A 17,240-nucleotide genomic window follows, 5' to 3' on the forward strand; every position below is an offset into this window, starting at 1 on the left:
TAAATTGTTATGTAAGACGACAATATTAGTGCCAAAGAATTATGAATTAGTTTCAAGAAAAGATGAGAATCCATTTAAATTTGGGGCTTAATCTTAAGCAATGAAACACCAAATAGAAAACGAACGGTATACGGTTCAAATCAATGAGGTAGGTGCAGAGTTATGTAGTTTTAAATCCAAACAAAGTGGACTGGAATATATATGGCAGGGAGATGCTCAATATTGGGGCAGTACGGCTCCTGTATTGTTTCCTATCATCGGTGCGTTAAAGAATGGAGTGTATTCTTATAAAGGACAGGAATATTCCGTACCTAAACATGGATTTATTCGCCATAATGAGAATCTGACGATCGATAGAAAAGCCACTAATGAAGTTACTTATTCATATGATTCTGATGCGGAAGTGAAGAAGCATTATCCTTTTGATTTTCATTTTGAAATCACGTTTTTGTTGGAGGACAATAAATTAACGGTATCTCATATAGTTGAGAATAAGGGAACTAATGAAATGCTGTTTTCATTGGGCGGACATCCGGCATTTAATTGTCCGTTACTACCGAACGAATCTTATGATGATTACTATCTGGAATTTGATCAGGAACAAACTTTACCCACTACTGTATTATCCGGTAATGGTTTACAAACTGATGAAACATTTGATGTGATTCAAAACAGTTCAAGAATTGATCTAACGGAAGACTTATTTGCCAATGATGCTTTGATTTTTAAAGATATTGCATCCAAAAAGGTAGCCTTAAAAAATCATCAAAACCCGCACTCAATTGAAGTGACTTATTTTGACTTTAAGAATCTAGGTGTTTGGGCGAAACATAAAGCTCCATTTATATGTGTTGAACCGTGGTTAGGGGTCACCGATCATGAAAATACAACAGGCGATTTTGAAAAGAAGGAGGGAGTTTTGAGTTTGTCTTCAAATGAAGTATATCATGCTAAATTTGAGATAAAAGTGAGTTAGTATAAAATACTATTTCCGTAATTTTTCTAGTTGTTGGATATCCAGTAAGTCTTTTGGACGTTGCGCTTTTAATTTGCTTGAGATGAGATCGTCATAAGATAGAACTCTCCATTTAAGTATTTTGTTTTTGTTTACTTCAACGAGTTCACTATTCTTATAAGCTTCTTCAAAAGTCTTTGATGAAGTAAATTTAGTTATGAGTTCAAGATTTAAATCTGTAGGGGAGAATTTAATAGAGATATTTTGAAGTTGTTTTTTTACTTGATCAGGGAAATCGGTTATTTCATATCCCAAATCGTTCAATACCAGAATAAGATTTTCGAAATTTTTAGCACTTGTTTCAATCCAGAAGTCGACATCTGCAGAATGACGTTGATAACCGTGGAAATTAACAGCACCACCTCCAACTAACAGCATTTTAACTTTATATTTATTGGCTAAATCAATGAATTGATCAATATTTTCTCCCCAGACGTTATCCACGATTAATAACGATTTCAAAGTTGTTTTTAGATTTCCTCTTATTCTTTACAGGCAGATTTCTAAGGCGATAAGAAAGATTTAAAAAGGCATAAAAACGTTCTATACCAGTTAATTTCAAGAATTCTTGTTCTTGCGATGTATTACTTTCCTCTTTGGTCTGAAATCTAATTTCCATGGTCTAACAAATTTAGAAGTATTGAACGGAGTAGCAAAATGGAAGTTTTACATTTGTCCAAAACAAAGAATCCATGGAATTTAGTTTAAATGGGAATGAGTTTATTCCGTTGAATGCACTGTTGAAGATGATGAATATTGCGGAATCAGGAGGACAAGCCAATCTATTTATTACAGATGGAGAAGTTCAGGTGAATGGAGCAGTGGAGACCGCAAAAAGAAAGAAAATGCGTGCAGGGGATATGGTTGAAATATTTGGTGAACGTATTGAAGTGAAGGCTTAGTTATGGCAGAAGCACTTCCATTATTTGATCCGAAAATTCTCAAAGAGCTGGTCACTACAAAAATGTATTTTGGCAAGTATGAAGGACAACTAATTTGTGATGTTCCTGTGCATTATTTAGAATGGTTAGAACGTAAGGGAATGCCATCTGGAAAAACCGGAATGTTACTATCTACAGCATTGGTGATCAAAAGCAATGGCCTGGAAGATATTTTAAGAGAGTTGAAACGGAAGTTTGGTACAACTACCAGATAATAAATTACCTAACAACTTTATAATTCTGATATTCCCCAAGTGGTTTCCCTGTAATTTTTTGCGCCCACTTTTTAAATCGTTCTTTAAATGAGAATGAGTTCCTGGAAATATCGTGATCGAATTTCCATCCTTTTTCATCAATACGTTTTTGCATCACTTTAGGGTGTTGCCCTTCAAATTTCCACAACGTATTGATTTCTGAATAATCAAACTCTTCCGCTTTGGCGATGTTTTTCTCCATCCATTGATCATCATGCCATAGGCGGTGGAAACTTTCTTGTTTTCTTTGCATCGCATCTGGACTTTTGACCCAGCCATAATGATGAATATAGGCATCAATTTCAGCCACATTTAGTTTTTCTCCCTGGCCTTTTTTAAACCCTTGCGCATCTCCAAAAGAGTAAATCTCAGGATTGTTCTTAATAATCCGGATTTCTTTAGGATACCACTGAATGGCGTCTCCAATATAATCGTATGAACCATAAAAATGACGGTAGTTGAATAAGAGTCCATCCACTTCATCATCGTTGGCGTATTTATGCATGGCTTCACGAATGTGCTCGTAATAATCTTCATGCATCACTTCATCACCTTGAATATAGATGGCCCAATCACTGTCTTTCGAAATGGCTTCAAAAGCTTTGTTGGTTTCAATAGCGAGTACCTGACCACCTTCACGTAAAGAATCATCCCAAATGGTTTCGATAATTCGAATCTTAGGATCGATACTTTTAACTAGTTCTAAAGTTCGATCTTCGGAATTACCTACGGCAACTACGATTTCATCACAAAGTGGTAAAATAGATCGAATGGCTTCCTCAATGGGATAGTCCAGTTTGATCGCATTTCGAATGAAGGTAAACCCACTTACTTTCATAGGTTTATTTTACAACTCTAAACATTTTGTCCCAACGGAATTTACCATCAGAAGAACTTAATTCTGGGTCGATAGATAACCAAACAAATGCAGCTTTACCCACTACGTGATCTTCAGGAACAAATCCCCAGAATCTGGAATCGGCAGAATTATGACGATTATCACCCATCAACCAGTAATAGTTCATTTTGAATGTATAGGTAGTTGTTTCTTCTCCGTTGATGAATATCTTACCATTTTTCACTTCCAATTTGTTGTGCTCATACACCGAAATTGGACGACTAAATAGTGGTAAATTTTCTAAAGTCAAATCAATGGTCATTCCTTCTTTAGGAATGACAAGAGGTCCAAAATTGTCTTCCGTCCAGTTGTATTCTTTTACGTTAGGATAGTATGGGTATTTGGGACTGGTAATTCCCTCTTGTTCCAGATAATTCGCAAAATCAGCTCCAAATTCGTTACGAACAATCAACTTATCAATAAAGCTATATTCTCCTTTGGGATTTACCGCTTTTTGAATGGATGCTACATTTGGATCCTTACTCAATTTATCCTTCATTTCCTGTGATAAAGGAAAACGGAATAAAGTCCCGCCATTCAACTGAAGGATATCCTGAAGGTTGACATTATATTTCTTTTTTAGGCGCATTTTAGCTTTATCAGAAACACGTCCCTGATTGTCTAACGCCAATGACTTTTTGAACTGCACGTAATAAGCATACTGCATATCTTCAGCCATAAACGCTTTCTCGCCATTTACGTATAAGATACTTTCCTTGATTTCGATTTCATCACCCGGAATTGCTACACATCTTTTGATGTAGTTTTCTCTTTTATCGATTGGGCGAATAGTAAGCGGTCTATTTTTTACAATTCTATCATGCGCTACTTTGTTGTATTGCGCATCAGGTTTAATTGCACGTTTATTTCTGAAATCATCATATTTCAGATTGAGAGCTTCCTCACGAATCATCGCATTGAAACTTTTGTTGGCTTGCCATTCTACGTCTACAGTATCACCTTCAGGATAGTTAAATACAACTACATCGTTTCTTTCGATATGAGAGTATCCCGGAAGACGATAAAATGGAAGTTTCAACCATTTTAAATAGGCTGGAATAGTGTTGTTTGTTGCAGGAAGCGAATGGTGCGCAAATGGGAATGCCAATGGAGTTACCGGAGTTTTTGGTCCATAAGCTAATTTGTCTACGAATAGATAATCACCTATCAACAATGATTTCTCCATGGATCCGGTTGGAATCGTAAATGCTTCGAAAGTGTAAGTACGAATGATACTTGCTGCAACGACTGCAAATAGAATCGCATCACGCCACTCCATCGCAGAAGTCTTAGGATATCTTTCACGATCAATCGGACCGATATGTGTCGGGTCTTCTTTAAATGCTAAATAAGGTAGGTAGATAAATGGTAAGAGTCCTCCAAATGCAACATCTTTAGGTTCACGATATCCAAAAACGGTTCCCGTATTTACAGACATAATCATCAACATCAATACGTTAGGACCAGGAAATAGTAATAGAAAAATCCACCACCACGGTTTTTCAATTACCTTCAACCAAATAACAAAATTGTAAATTGGAATAAACGCATACCAGCCTTTATAACCTGCCTTAGGAAAGAGCTTATATAAAGCTACAAACATGGCAATTAAAAGTAGGAGTGTAATTATTAGAGACATGAATTTTGTGTTTAAATCGTTGCTAAAGTAGTGTAATTATTGAATTGGCATTGAATTCACTAGATGGTTTGTTATTTAACGTTTGTTAAAACTATTATGCACGGAAATGTGCGTGTATAAACGGAAAAAATGGGCAATTAATTTTGAGCCAATAAATCATTCATAGTATAGATTCCATTCTTACCCGCCATAAATTCAGCAGCTAAAACAGCACCTGATGCAAATCCTTCGCGACCTTTAGCTTCATGCAGAATTTCAATCTTGTCAATGTGATTTTCATAAGTTACGCTATGGGTACCTGGAGTATCTGCAATTCTCTTGGCATGAATGGCAATTTGATCTGGATTCGCATTTTCAGCTTCCACCCATGATGATTTACGATCCATTTCATCTAAAATCTGATTGGCAATGGAAAGCGCTGTTCCACTAGGTGAATCCAGTTTTTGCGTATGATGGATTTCTTCCATACTGATTTCATAATCTTTGTGCGGATTCATCAGTTTGGCCAACTGTTGGTTGATTTTAAAGAAGATGTTCACTCCAATACTAAAGTTTGAAGCATAAAATAATCCACCATTTTGTTGGGCACATTTTTCAGAAACCTCTTCCAAATGATCCATCCAGCCAGTAGTTCCAACTACCACCGGAACTTGTGCTTCAAAACATTTTTGGATATTGTTAATTGCTGCAGAAGGAATGGAGAACTCAATAGCCACATCAACATCTTTTAAATCTTCAGGGCTGAAATCGGCATTTTGAGAGGTGATCTTAACTGTGATATGATGTCCACGTTCTGTAGCAATTCGTTCAATTACTTTTCCCATTTTCCCATATCCAATAATCGCTATATTCATCGTATGCCGTATTTATTTTTAAAGTTTAATCGTAATGTTAGTCCCATTACCGCTTGATTCCCTCTATATGGATGTGCATAAGGTTCCATTTGCAGACTCAAATCATCCGAAACATCAAATGTCATAAGTTGCGCGTCTACATTTGCATCCAGAATTTGAAGAATATAGATGGCACCGGCAACAATATATGCTGTTTCCATCCTAACACGGTAAGTGTCTTTGATATCTTGTAAACTGGCATCTGAAGCGCCTGGATATTCATCAACCGTAGTGGAATCACCATCAATTCGTTTCACATACTGATCTCTCCAAAAGTGATACTGGTTTCTATAATCCTGACTTAAGTAAAGAGCAGTTCCAATACCAGCCCAAACAATAGGTGCTTTCCAATATTTTTTATTGTAAATCTGACCTGCACCAGGAACAAATACAGATAACCAGGTCGCCTTTTTAGGGGAATGTACTAAATACAAATCCTCATGTGATAAAGTAGCCTTTTTAACTTCGCCCTCGACAATTTGACTTGAGGTAGTATCCTGACCGTTCACATGAACAATATTCCCTAAAAATAGGATGAAAAAGATGATATAGTACCTTCTAAACATTGCGGCAAAAGTAAGAAAGAAAATCGCTTAAAATACAATGAATTAACCGATGTTAACTTTTGGGAAATTAAGGAAGTAATAAGTCTAAAACCCGGCTTAAATCAGCATCATTTTTAAAGTTGATGGTGATTTTACCTTTGCCTTTTACATCTTTTTTAATGTCAATTTTGTTGCGGACAATACGTTGTAATTCAAGGTAATTGCTTTGTTGCTCAAATGAAAGCTCAGCCTTTTTTAAAGAGTCTGTTGTTTTCTTGGCTACTTTTTCTGCCTTTACCAATTGCTCCACCTGTCTCACATTTAGTCCGGCACTCAAAATACGTTTGAAGATACCTAATTGTAATTCCTGTGTTTTTGCAGAAAGCAATGCACGCGCATGTCCCATACTTAATTGACCTTCACGTAAAGCCAATTGAATTTCAGGAGGAAGATTTAACAAACGTAAAAAGTTGGTTACAGTAGATCTGTTTTTGCTCACTTTTTGGGCCAATTCTTCTTGCGTGATTTCCAACTCATCTAACATTCTTTGGTAGGAGATGGCAATTTCCATCGCATCCAAATCTTCTCTTTGAATGTTCTCAATCAAAGCCAATTCAAGAACATTCTCATCATCTACCTGACGGATGTATGCCGGAACAGTTTTTAATCCTGCTTTTTGACTGGCTCTCCAACGTCTCTCACCTGAAATGATTTGATACTCACTTGGATTGATTTTTCTCAACGTAATGGGTTGAACCAATCCGTGTTGAGCAATCGATTTTGATAATTCTTCAAGTGCTTCCTCATCAAACGCAGTTCTGGGTTGATTTGGATTGGGCTTAATTTGAGAAAGCGCAATTTCCGAAATTCCAGTACCGGGTGTATCTACACTTAAGCTACTTGGAGCTTCTATATCCGCATCACTTAATAAAGCACTTAAACCTCTTCCTAAAGCCTTTTTCTTAGCCATTGACCTGAATTATTTTATCTTCTTGATTGATTTGAGTTAGATTGTTCTTTTGTAAAATCTCACGTGCCAGATTCAGGTAATTAATCGCACCTTTTGAGCTGGCATCATGTGTAATAATACTTTCACCATGACTTGGTGCTTCACCTAATCTCGTATTTCTGTGAATCATCGTATCGAAAACCAATTGATGGAAATGTGTTTTTAATTCATCTGCAACCTGATTTGCCAAACGTAAACGTTGATCATACATGGTGAGCAACATACCCTCAATGGATAACTCGGGGTTCAATCTGGTTTGAACAATTTTAATGGTATTCAACAATTTTCCTAAACCTTCTAAAGCGAAGTATTCACATTGAATTGGGACAATCACACTATCTGCAGCTGTGAGTGCATTCACAGTGATTAACCCCAAAGAAGGAGAACAATCAATGATGATAAAATCATACGAATCACGAACCGTTTCAATTGCTTTTTTCATCATTTGTTCACGATCAGTTTGACTGATTAATTCGATTTCCGCACCAACTAAATCGATATGTGCCGGAATGATATCCAAATTCGGACTTTCCGTTTTGATAACGATATCTTTCGCACTGACATTATTTACAATACACTCATAAATGCTGGTCTTAACCTCCTTAGGGTCAAAGCCTAACCCGGAAGTGGTATTCGCTTGCGGATCCGCATCTACAATTAAAGTTTTTTTATCCAACGCCCCTAAACTAGCGCCAAGGTTGATAGCTGTTGTTGTTTTTCCAACTCCACCTTTTTGATTTGCTATAGCTATTATCTTTCCCATTAATATTCAGTTCTAATTCACTCGCTAAATAAGTTAATCTATTGAGTGGGTGTATTTTTATTTGTGCGCGATCGATTAAACGTATCGGTTGTAAAAGTAGTGTGAATTTTCACAACTTTTTCATGACCCGGTGATCAAATTTTGAACAATTTTTTGAAGCGTTATGAATAAGCGTTTTAGGTTTCAGCACATTGTCATAAAATTACCATAAAGAACCAGCTTGAACTTTCATTTTACGGTTTTGTCTTAGGGCTTACATTTTTGAATTTATGAAGCATGGTATTTTCGCAAAAACAATAACGCAAATTATATTTTATGAGATCAAAACTTACACTAATAGGTTCACTGCTGTTGCTTACATTTAGTGGATTTTCGCAAGAGGTACCAAGAAAAGTTATCGTAGAGCATTTCACAAATACCAGATGTTCTATCTGTGGAAGTAGAAATCCTGGCTTTTTCAATAATTTTAATTCAGCAAACACCGGGAATATGTTGCATTTGGCAATTCATCCTAGTTCTCCTTATAGCAATTGTTTGTTGAACAACCATGATAAAGCAGCCAATGATGATCGCACAAAATATTATGGCGTTTTTGGAGGAACTCCAAGATTAGTGATCAATGGAAATCCTTTGTCAGCAAGTACGAATTATAATTCGTCTAGCATTTTTACGCCTTATGCAGGGTTGACTTCTCCGGTAAATTTAAAGTTATATCAACAAAAATTCGGATCGGACTCTATTCGTGTAAGAGTTGTATTGGAAACCGTAGCAGCACATTCTTTAGGGGCTCAAAACTTATATGTGGTTTTGGCTGAGGATGTCGTGTTTTATAATGCGCCAAATGGAGAAAATCAACACTATAATGTGATGCGTAGACCTTTGTTTGGGACAACTGGAATGCAGGTGAATGTTCCTGCTACGGTAGGAGATTCAGTGGTATATACTACAACCGTTACAGCTCATCAAGATTGGGATTTTAGCCGCATTTTTGCTTTGGCTATTTTACAAAATGAAGGGGATAAAGTTGTGACGCAAAGTGAGGCTTTAGATCCTTCATCAAATTCGAATGTAACTGTTGGGATTAGAAAATTGCAGACATCAAATGAATACAAAGTGTATCCAAGTCCTGCAATAAATAATGTGCGTATTCAAGCAAATACTTCGGGTCAAACGCGTTATAGTTTGATGTCTATTTCAGGTAATAGAGTATTGACCGGCACATTCAATACTGAGACCGTATTAGATGTAACATCATTATCTAATGGCGTTTATTTTATCACGTTAGAAAATGATACCGAAACGTATACACAGAAAATTATTAAAGTATCTTATTAAGAGGTAAGAGGGTTATAGTAAAGTAGAAGGTGAAATCGGGTTAAAGAGAATTTAAAAAACTCTTTCTCCCGATTTTTTTTGTGATAATATCTTTCTCAATATCCAGACCTCTGGCTGGAGAATACTCTCTCCCGTAATAAATGATTTGAAGATGCAATTTATTCCACAATTCTTCAGCAAATAGTTTTTTCGCATCTTTCTCAGTTTGCTCCACCGACTTCCCATTGGTTAATCCCCAACGCCACATCAATCTATGAATATGTGTGTCTACCGGAAAAGCAGGATGGCCAAACGCCTGAGACATTACTACACTTGCAGTTTTGTGTCCCACACCTGCCAATGCTTCTAAATCCTTAAAATTACTTGGGACAATGCCTTTGTGTTGCTCCACTAAAGAATCGGCTAATTTTTTGATGTTCTTAGCTTTTGATTTATATAACCCACAAGTTTTAATAAGTCCTTCAACTTCTTCTAAAGCAAGTTGCTGCATATCATAGGCATTATCTGCTTTGGCAAATAATGCAGGAGTGATCATATTGACCCTTTTATCGGTACATTGGGCGGAGAGTAACACCGCAATAAGAAGTTCAAAATCATTGGTATGATCTAAAGGAATAGGAACTGTTGGATAAATTTCCTCAAGTGTTTTAACTACAAAATCTGCTTTTTCTGCTTTAGTCATGATTAGCTCATTATGGTCATTACTAGTTTTCTTGGTGCCGGGTTGTTTCTGAATTCGTGAAAATAGAATCCTTGCCAGGTACCCAAATTCAATTGATTATTGGTAATCGGAACAGTAAGTTCATTACCAATTAGAGCTAACTTGATATGACTGGGCATATCATCTGGACCTTCGTCTAAATGCGTGAAATGTGGTTGGTTCTCCGGAATCATATTTTCAATACTGATATGCATATCTGCTCTTACTGATGGGTCGGCATTTTCATTAATGCTAATTGCGGCAGAAGTATGTTTTAAGAAGATATGTAAGAGCCCACTTTCAGGTAGTGCCGGAAGTTGTCTCATAATTTCGTTAGAAACTAAATGAATTCCTCTTTTAAGTGGAGGTAAAGAAAATTCGATCTGTTGAACCATTCTGAATAAAATTAGGCTCCAAAAATAGATTTTTTATGATGTGGCGAAAATAAAGCCAGAGGGTTCTGTCGAAATAATTATGTTTTATAGATTTACCGATTATTATGACAAAAGAGGAATTAAAATCCATAGCGAATCTGCTATCTACAGAGATTGAAAAGACCCGTCAGTTGATTCAAGAGTATAAGGAAGAAACACAACCTATTTCTCCCGATGATTCCATTGGACGTGTTTCACGGATGGATGCGATCAACAATAGAAGCGTGGTTGAGGCAGCTTTACGTACGCAAGAGAACAAACTCCGTGGACTCATTCATGTAGAATCTCAATTGGGAGAAGATGACTTTGGATTATGTCATAGATGTAAGCAACAGATTCCGATTCAAAGAATTTTACTTGTACCTCACAATAAATTTTGTGTGCGCTGCGCGAGGTAATCGTTTTAATGAATTCATATTTGCCTGGTCTGAATTGAGCATATCAATATACGTTGTATGTCGTATTGTGATGTGAAGTTTGACCCTTGAGTTTTGTAGGATTAAAAAAACATAAAATTTAGACTATGAAACTTAAACTACTTGTAGCAGGTTGTATTTTGATGAGCAGCTCATTGGTAATGGGCCAGACGGTATCTTACGAAATTGAAAAAAATGACCCGAATGATTTTGATAAACTCCATGTTTACTTAGATCCGATTTATGCAGATATTATGGGGTATAAAGTAAATAATGATGGAATGTTTGCGATGTCTTTAGGTTTAGGCGCTTCCGGACATTATTTTATAGGAAGTAAGTTAAACTTATCCGCAAGATTTAATTACAAGTATTATTCGATTGGAGCAGAAGAAAATGGTCCGGGATTTTTTACTGAAATTGGAGGCCAATATAATTTTACATCAGGTTCAAAAACAGGGAAGGCAAGAATTAAAGTTGGAAAAAACTCAACCATTAAGGACGGCTATGAGACGACTACAACAAAATCAATAGATGTGTCTGGAATTGAAACAAGCACCTTTTTAGCTGGCCGTGCGGGAATTACTATTGAAAAAACACATGCAAATGGTTTTAAAGATGGAGTTTCCGAACAAAATAATTATGATGCCAATTTATTGAATAGTGGAGGCTATTTGGGAGTGTCTTTTCAATCCATAAGAAATGTATTGGTAAATGTAGAAGGCTATGGGAAAAGAAGCGGTTCTTACATTAGAGATTTTTATGCGGATGTATTGTTTCAAAGCTACAAAGCTGAACAGGTTTTAGAAACGGGTAAAAGAATAGATTTCTCCGATTCAAAATACCAGAAAGAATCTCAGTTTGGTTTAGGTTTTAGAGTTGGATATACCAATCATGCCAATCCTAAAGGTCATGCAACGAATTACAAAATAAATGGAGGAAAGGGTCTTTTTGGCGGTACGTATCAAAAAATTGAATTGGGTTCATTACCTGGAGGTACGTTTTATTTCCGATTCTCTTATGGCGTAAAAATTGTCAGCAAATAGAAAATAATAGGCTTAAAAGTAAAAGCCAACGAGAAATTTCTCGTTGGCTTTTTGTTTAGGGGAATGAAGATTTTTTATTTCTTACCGTTAGCTCTTTTGATAAAATTGGAGTAGCAAATTGAATAATAGCTTAGAATGGCTTCAAGGACTTTCTTCTCGTAAACAGCTTGCTCACAATCAATGGTGTTTGTAATAGATACCGTAGTATTTTCAACGATAAATATATTCGCATATTCAGGAGTGGTTACCCTTGATTTATTAGCGGTAGACTTAAACTTTGCGTCTGTAAAAACGCCTTCAATGGGAACATCATTTTTAAGTATTGTGATACTTGATGTAGCTGGTCCAGGAGCAATTTTATCTTTACCTGATTGGTATGTTATTGTAGAAAACTTTGAAAGTTTTAAATCGGCACCACCTTTTACTGCTGCTCCTGCTAGATTTACTCCATCTTTTAACCATATTGAGGGAATAACAATTTTTACATCAATAACTATTATATCATCTAGTTCTCTGGATATTTTATATCCGGTATCCACGAGTTTAACTCCCTTTTTTTCTTTTCCGGATTTTGAAATACCTTTTACATAATAACTAAATCCAGTTGGACTAACCATTGCATATCCTTCCAATTGTGCATTGTTGATTTTTGGGCCTGATACCATAGTATAATCCTTAAAATACTCAATACTTTGAATCTCATCGGCCTCCATAATCGTAAAACCATCTTTGGTCAAATCATTTTTAAAACGGGTGAAGAACTGATCCGTAATATTTTGTAGGGCGGAGGTTTCTACTCCATTAATGCCCACAGCAAGTCTGGCAGTAGCATCACCTTTATACGCATCTCCACCTACTTCACGTCCGCCTTTTTTGGTGTCGCTGGCTTCATCAATCATTTGATAGAGTACTCTAAAGGAATTGATGTAAACCTTTCGCGGTGCTTTTGCCATTCCCTTTGGGTTTAATGACGTTTCTTTGACATCCTTTTTAGGATCAATGGATTGGCTAAAAACCAATTGGCTAATGGCCATAGCTAAAATTGTAACTGAAATTCTCATAGTTTTTGTTTTTTTCAAAGCTGTTGGTTTCCAGAAGTATTTTCTATACGCTGTTTGTCGTATTTTTTATGTCGTAAAAGCATCTCAATTTTGACGGTAAATTAATTTAGTAGAATGATTACAATTGGTGTTGTAGATGATATAGTTAAGTTAGGACTGGCCTTAAAGGAGAAAATTGAGGCAGGTTCTGAATTTGAGGTGAAATTTGTTGCTTTGGATGGATATGAAGCCATTTCATATTTAGAACATGAAATGGTAGATTGTATACTGATGGACATTAACATGCCTAATTTAGATGGAATAAAGGCCACACAACAGATTCTGAGTAAATGGCCTAAAGCTAAAGTGATTATGTGTACGGTTTTTTCAGATGAACAAAACTTGTTTGATGCGATTATGGCGGGTGCAATAGGATATTTGTTAAAAGATGAACCACCTCAAAAAATTCATAGATCGATATATGAGGCACTCGAAGGTGGCGCTCCAATGAGTCCGATAATGGCTAGAAAATCGTTGAGTCTTATTCATTCCATACCTGCAACAACCAAAAAGACTGTGAGAGAGGAATATAAACTTACCGGTAGAGAGACAGAAGTATTAGAGTGGGTGAGTAAAGGTTATAGTTATGAACAGGTGGCGGGTAAACTATATGTGAGTTATGGGACTGTAAGAAAACATGTCGAAAATTGTTTTAAGAAGTTAAGAGTTCATAATAAATTAGAAGCGGTAAATAAGTTGAATAAAGAAGGATTTATTTAATGAGGTATTTTATCTTATTCCTGTTGCTACAAGTTAACTTGTATTGTTTTTCATCGGATACATTAGTTCTACAAGCCTGGCAAGAGCAGGCCAAAGCATACATAAATGTAGATATAGACAGTTCTCGATATTTTGGTCAGCAAATCTTAGAGAATTCTAAAACTCCTGAGTTAAAGAAATATCAGGCTTTTGCGTTGAATTGGATCGGTATTGCGTATATGCAAACCGGAATTCCGGATTCAGCGAATTATTATTTTAACCGAGCTATAGAATTTGCATCTAATAACGATGAGAATAGAATAGTTAGAATGGCCACATTCAACCTTAGCGTAAATGCGTTGAATCAGGGAAAGTTTGAGTTGGCGGCTGAAACGGGATTAAAAGCGCTTGATGTATTTAAGAAAGATGGAGATTCTATAGGTATTGGGAAAGCATTATATCATATAGGTAGTTGTTATTTTAGTTTAAGTCAGTGGGGAGAATCCAAAAGGTATATGCAATTGGCGTTACCAGTTGCCAAAAAGCATGGGACTACATGGAGTCAGGCGAATATTTATGGTGCTTTGGGTTCTATAGCTTTTCAAGAAAAAGATACTCTTGAAGGGATATTAAATACGCAAAGGTCCATTAAGTTAAAAGAGGGAGCTGGAGGCGCATATTACTGTGGGCCACAGTATGTGAATATTTCAGATGTACATATGGCCCGACAAAATTGGGACAGTGCTTCATGGTATTTAGGTAAGGCGCAATGGGCTAGTCAAACTCTTGGTGATCAGCAATTGTTGGGAATTATTTTTACCCAAAAGGCTGCATATTTTAATCAGATTGATGAGATTGATTCTTCATTGTATTATGGCTATCAAGCAGTAAACGTATATGATATAACTAAGGATGATTACACCAGAGAATTGGCTTATTATAGATTATTCGAAGCATATCATTCTCAAAATAATTTAGATAGTGCGATTTACTATCAAACACAGTATTACGATTTAAAAGATAGTATTCAAGGAGTAGATGTAAAAGAAAGGATTGCCAATTTGGATGCCAATTATCAATTGGCAGAAAAGGATAAAGAGTTGCTTCAAAGCGAACTGGAAATCCAAAAAAAGAACGAAGAAAGAGGGCTGTTAATCTTTGTTTTAGTGATTCTCGTATTGGGGTTTCTTGGATTCTTTTTCCTATGGAATGTTCGAAAGAGAAAACAAATTATAGAGTCTGAATTAAGATTAGCGAATGAGAAAAACAGGATTGCTATGGATTTACATGATCATGTTGGTGCGGAATTAACACTTGCAAGTTCGACATTGTTTTCTCAAAGTTATGAAGATGGAATCAGTTCAAACAGAAAGAAAGAATTGCAGACCATAGGACATCAATTGCGCGATATCACAGAGTTATTACGTGAGACCGTATGGTCCATTCAGGATACGCATATATCAATAGAAGATTTGTTTGCTAAATTGGATATATTTCAATCTAAATTGTTCTCGAATCAAGCAGTAAAATGGAGTTCTTCGTTGTGCGAAGAGTACAATGAATTACCCTCAGAAATAGCGATTGAAGTGTATAGAATTTTTCAGGAAGGATTGCATAATGCGTTTAAATACGCTCAGGCAAGTGAGTTGAAGATTAAATGCTCCTCAACTAAAAAGGAAATGATCATTGAGCTTGAAGATAATGGTATTGGTTTTGACGTAAAGAATTTATCAAAATTTGGATTTGGGTTAAAAAACATGAAAAAAAGAGCTCAGAAAATTAAAGCCCAAATTAGTATTGATACAAAAGAGGATAAAGGAACTAAAATTAAATTGACTCTGGACAGATAACTAACCTACTTCCTTTTCAAAATACTTCCACAATTCATCTTCAACTACAGGTGCAGTAAAAGAAACAGGTTCTTTTTTAACTGGATGTACGAATGAAATGTGGCGTGAATGAAGAGATATGGACCCATCACGATTGGTACGTTTTGCCCCATATTTAATATCTCCTTTAATAGGAGCTCCTATGGCTGATAGTTGACACCTGATTTGATGATGTCTACCTGTAATTAGTTTGACCTCAATTAAGCAGAAATTATCTGACGCAGATCTCATTTCAAAGTCCAAAATAGCTTCTTTATAACCACGAGTCGGTTTCTTCTTTGCAACCGATTTATTTTTCTCTTCGTTCTTACGCAGGTAATGTGTTAAGCGCCCCACACCATCTAATGGGCGTTCTTTAGTAATAGCCCAATACGTTTTTTTGATATCTTTTTTTCTGAACATTTCAGAAAGACGAGAAGCTGCTTTACTGGTTTTCGCAAACACTACAATTCCGCTTGTAGGACGGTCAAGGCGGTGAACTAAGCCCAGATATACAGCTCCGGGCTTATTGTATTTTTTCTTGATGTAGTCTTTCACCAGATCCATTAAGGAGACATCTCCGGTTTTATCACCCTGAACAATTTGTCCTGGTAATTTATTGATTACAATCAGATGATTGTCTTCGTAGATAACCTGAACTTTTCTTAAATCCGGTCTTTCTTTTTGATCTGGTTTACGCACTAGTAAGATTCTTTTTCGTTCGGGAAATCTTTTGTTTTTACATCTTTTATGTAGTTAGACACAGAGTCGTGCATTTGCTCATAAAAATTATTGTAACGTCTCAAAAACCTTGGTGAGAAATCGACATTTAATCCCAACATATCATGTAAAACAAGAACTTGTCCATCAACATCTGGTCCCGCACCAATACCAATTACAGGAATAGAAACAGATTCGGCAACTTGTTTTGCCAAATGCGCAGGTACTTTTTCTAATACCATAGCAAAGCAGCCAATTTCTTCCAACATTTTGGCATCTTTCATAAGTTGTTCCGCTTCTTCAGTCTCTTTTGCTCTAACCGAGTAAGTCCCAAATTTATAGATCGATTGTGGTGTTAATCCAAGATGTCCCATTACCGGAATACCGGCAGATAAAATACGCTCAATAGATTCTTTGATTTCAATACCACCTTCTAGTTTAATGGCATGTCCCCCAGCTTCTTTCATAATGCGAATAGAAGAATCTAATGCATTCTTAGAGTTTCCCTGGTATGTTCCGAAAGGGAGGTCAACTACCACTAAACAGTTTTTTATTCCGCGAATCACCGATGCTGCATGATAAATCATATGATCTAAAGTGATGGGTAAAGTAGTTTCGAATCCGGCCATAACATTGGAAGCAGAATCTCCTACTAAAATTAAATCAATATCAGCATCGTCCAATACTCTAGCCATTGTATAATCATAGGCTGTAAGCATGGCAATTTTTTCACCCTTACGTTTCATTTCGTGTAAAACGTGGGTGGTTATCTTTTTTGCGTGACCACTAACTGGTTTAAATAATTGTGTGCTCATGGTTTATAATTTATTCTGGTTTACACCCCACCTTATATATATTCGTTTCGTTTCTACTTTAATAGTATATTCGTGGCGTAAACCGAATCGCCAAAATTATAAAATCCTTTCATGCAATAACGCATTAAAGGCAGAGGACATAACAAATTATAT

Annotated in this window: 21 protein-coding genes; 8 read left to right on the plus strand and 13 right to left on the minus strand. The window is 36.2% G+C overall.

Annotated elements, in window-relative coordinates:
- The first annotated feature begins 100 nt into the window (after window positions 1–100).
- A complete protein-coding gene (locus tag KFE94_12720; GenBank protein UTW65512.1) occupies window positions 101–976 on the plus strand; it encodes an aldose 1-epimerase family protein in 876 nt (291 codons plus the stop codon).
- A gap of 9 nt (window positions 977–985) precedes the next feature.
- On the opposite strand, the gene KFE94_12725 is transcribed toward KFE94_12720, so the two are convergent.
- A complete protein-coding gene (locus tag KFE94_12725) occupies window positions 986–1,459 on the minus strand; it encodes a hypothetical protein (GenBank protein ID UTW65513.1) in 474 nt (157 codons plus the stop codon).
- Entirely contained in the window at window positions 1,452–1,634 is a 183-nt protein-coding gene (locus KFE94_12730; GenBank protein UTW65514.1) for a hypothetical protein, read from the minus strand. Before KFE94_12730 ends, KFE94_12725 begins: the two co-directional genes overlap by 8 nt.
- 73 nt (window positions 1,635–1,707) lie before the next feature.
- Between KFE94_12730 and KFE94_12735 the strand changes: the two genes are divergently transcribed.
- Window positions 1,708–1,917: an RNA-binding S4 domain-containing protein gene (locus tag KFE94_12735; GenBank protein ID UTW65515.1), complete on the plus strand. Its 210-nt coding sequence runs from the start codon at window positions 1,708–1,710 to the stop codon at window positions 1,915–1,917.
- Window positions 1,918–1,919: 2 nt separating this feature from the next.
- Window positions 1,920–2,171, plus strand: coding sequence for a DUF3820 family protein (locus tag KFE94_12740; GenBank protein UTW65516.1), 252 nt, complete (start codon window positions 1,920–1,922; stop codon window positions 2,169–2,171).
- Between the two features lie 4 nt (window positions 2,172–2,175).
- On the opposite strand, the gene KFE94_12745 is transcribed toward KFE94_12740, so the two are convergent.
- From KFE94_12745 to KFE94_12770, 6 genes are all read right to left on the minus strand, one after another.
- Window positions 2,176–3,048, minus strand: a complete 873-nt coding sequence (locus KFE94_12745) for a glycosyltransferase family 2 protein (protein UTW65517.1) — start codon at window positions 3,046–3,048, stop codon at window positions 2,176–2,178.
- 4 nt (window positions 3,049–3,052) lie between these two features.
- Entirely contained in the window at window positions 3,053–4,747 is a 1,695-nt protein-coding gene (locus tag KFE94_12750; protein ID UTW65518.1) for a S26 family signal peptidase, read from the minus strand.
- Window positions 4,748–4,884: 137 nt separating this feature from the next.
- Window positions 4,885–5,601 (minus strand): 4-hydroxy-tetrahydrodipicolinate reductase, encoded by a 717-nt coding sequence (dapB, locus tag KFE94_12755; protein UTW65519.1) that lies wholly within the window; start codon window positions 5,599–5,601, stop codon window positions 4,885–4,887.
- A complete protein-coding gene (locus KFE94_12760) occupies window positions 5,598–6,206 on the minus strand; it encodes a hypothetical protein (protein UTW65520.1) in 609 nt (202 codons plus the stop codon). Before KFE94_12760 ends, dapB begins: the two co-directional genes overlap by 4 nt.
- Window positions 6,207–6,273: 67 nt before the next feature.
- Window positions 6,274–7,155 carry a ParB/RepB/Spo0J family partition protein gene (locus tag KFE94_12765; GenBank protein ID UTW65521.1) on the minus strand — a complete coding sequence of 294 codons (882 nt, stop codon included), beginning with the start codon at window positions 7,153–7,155 and terminating at the stop codon, window positions 6,274–6,276.
- On the minus strand, window positions 7,148–7,957 hold the full coding sequence (locus KFE94_12770) for a ParA family protein (GenBank protein UTW65522.1): 810 nt from the start codon (window positions 7,955–7,957) through the stop codon (window positions 7,148–7,150). The genes KFE94_12765 and KFE94_12770 overlap by 8 nt, the downstream gene beginning before the upstream one ends.
- A gap of 315 nt (window positions 7,958–8,272) precedes the next feature.
- Between KFE94_12770 and KFE94_12775 the strand changes: the two genes are divergently transcribed.
- Window positions 8,273–9,292: a T9SS type A sorting domain-containing protein gene (locus tag KFE94_12775; GenBank protein UTW65523.1), complete on the plus strand. Its 1,020-nt coding sequence runs from the start codon at window positions 8,273–8,275 to the stop codon at window positions 9,290–9,292.
- 40 nt (window positions 9,293–9,332) lie between these two features.
- On the opposite strand, the gene nth is transcribed toward KFE94_12775, so the two are convergent.
- Complete coding sequence (gene nth / locus KFE94_12780; protein ID UTW65524.1) at window positions 9,333–9,974, minus strand: endonuclease III; 642 nt, start codon at window positions 9,972–9,974, stop codon at window positions 9,333–9,335.
- Window positions 9,975–9,976: 2 nt separating this feature from the next.
- Window positions 9,977–10,387 (minus strand): secondary thiamine-phosphate synthase enzyme YjbQ, encoded by a 411-nt coding sequence (locus tag KFE94_12785; GenBank protein UTW65525.1) that lies wholly within the window; start codon window positions 10,385–10,387, stop codon window positions 9,977–9,979.
- 104 nt (window positions 10,388–10,491) lie between these two features.
- Between KFE94_12785 and KFE94_12790 the strand changes: the two genes are divergently transcribed.
- Both KFE94_12790 and KFE94_12795 read left to right on the plus strand, forming a co-directional pair.
- On the plus strand, window positions 10,492–10,824 hold the full coding sequence (locus tag KFE94_12790) for a TraR/DksA C4-type zinc finger protein (protein UTW65526.1): 333 nt from the start codon (window positions 10,492–10,494) through the stop codon (window positions 10,822–10,824).
- Window positions 10,825–10,949: 125 nt separating this feature from the next.
- On the plus strand, window positions 10,950–11,885 hold the full coding sequence (locus KFE94_12795; GenBank protein ID UTW65527.1) for a hypothetical protein: 936 nt from the start codon (window positions 10,950–10,952) through the stop codon (window positions 11,883–11,885).
- A 74-nt stretch (window positions 11,886–11,959) separates the two neighbouring features.
- Here the strand turns inward: KFE94_12795 and KFE94_12800 are convergent, their stop codons facing one another.
- The gene (locus KFE94_12800; protein UTW65528.1) at window positions 11,960–12,946 is read right to left on the minus strand and encodes a hypothetical protein; all 987 of its coding nucleotides are present in this window, start codon (window positions 12,944–12,946) and stop codon (window positions 11,960–11,962) included.
- 114 nt (window positions 12,947–13,060) lie between these two features.
- On the opposite strand from KFE94_12800, the gene KFE94_12805 reads away from it, so the two are divergent.
- Entirely contained in the window at window positions 13,061–13,705 is a 645-nt protein-coding gene (locus KFE94_12805) for a response regulator transcription factor (protein UTW65529.1), read from the plus strand.
- Window positions 13,705–15,534 carry a sensor histidine kinase gene (locus KFE94_12810; protein UTW65530.1) on the plus strand — a complete coding sequence of 610 codons (1,830 nt, stop codon included), beginning with the start codon at window positions 13,705–13,707 and terminating at the stop codon, window positions 15,532–15,534. Before KFE94_12805 ends, KFE94_12810 begins: the two co-directional genes overlap by 1 nt.
- Here KFE94_12810 and KFE94_12815 read toward each other — a convergent pair whose 3' ends face one another.
- A complete protein-coding gene (locus KFE94_12815) occupies window positions 15,535–16,254 on the minus strand; it encodes an RluA family pseudouridine synthase (GenBank protein ID UTW65531.1) in 720 nt (239 codons plus the stop codon).
- Window positions 16,254–17,087 carry a 3-methyl-2-oxobutanoate hydroxymethyltransferase gene (gene panB / locus KFE94_12820; protein UTW65532.1) on the minus strand — a complete coding sequence of 278 codons (834 nt, stop codon included), beginning with the start codon at window positions 17,085–17,087 and terminating at the stop codon, window positions 16,254–16,256. The genes KFE94_12815 and panB overlap by 1 nt, the downstream gene beginning before the upstream one ends.
- Between the last annotated feature and the right edge of the window lie 153 nt (window positions 17,088–17,240).

The sequence above is a fragment of the bacterium SCSIO 12643 genome (genome assembly GCA_024398135.1).
Classification (GTDB): domain Bacteria; phylum Bacteroidota; class Bacteroidia; order Flavobacteriales_G; family Salibacteraceae; genus CAJXZP01.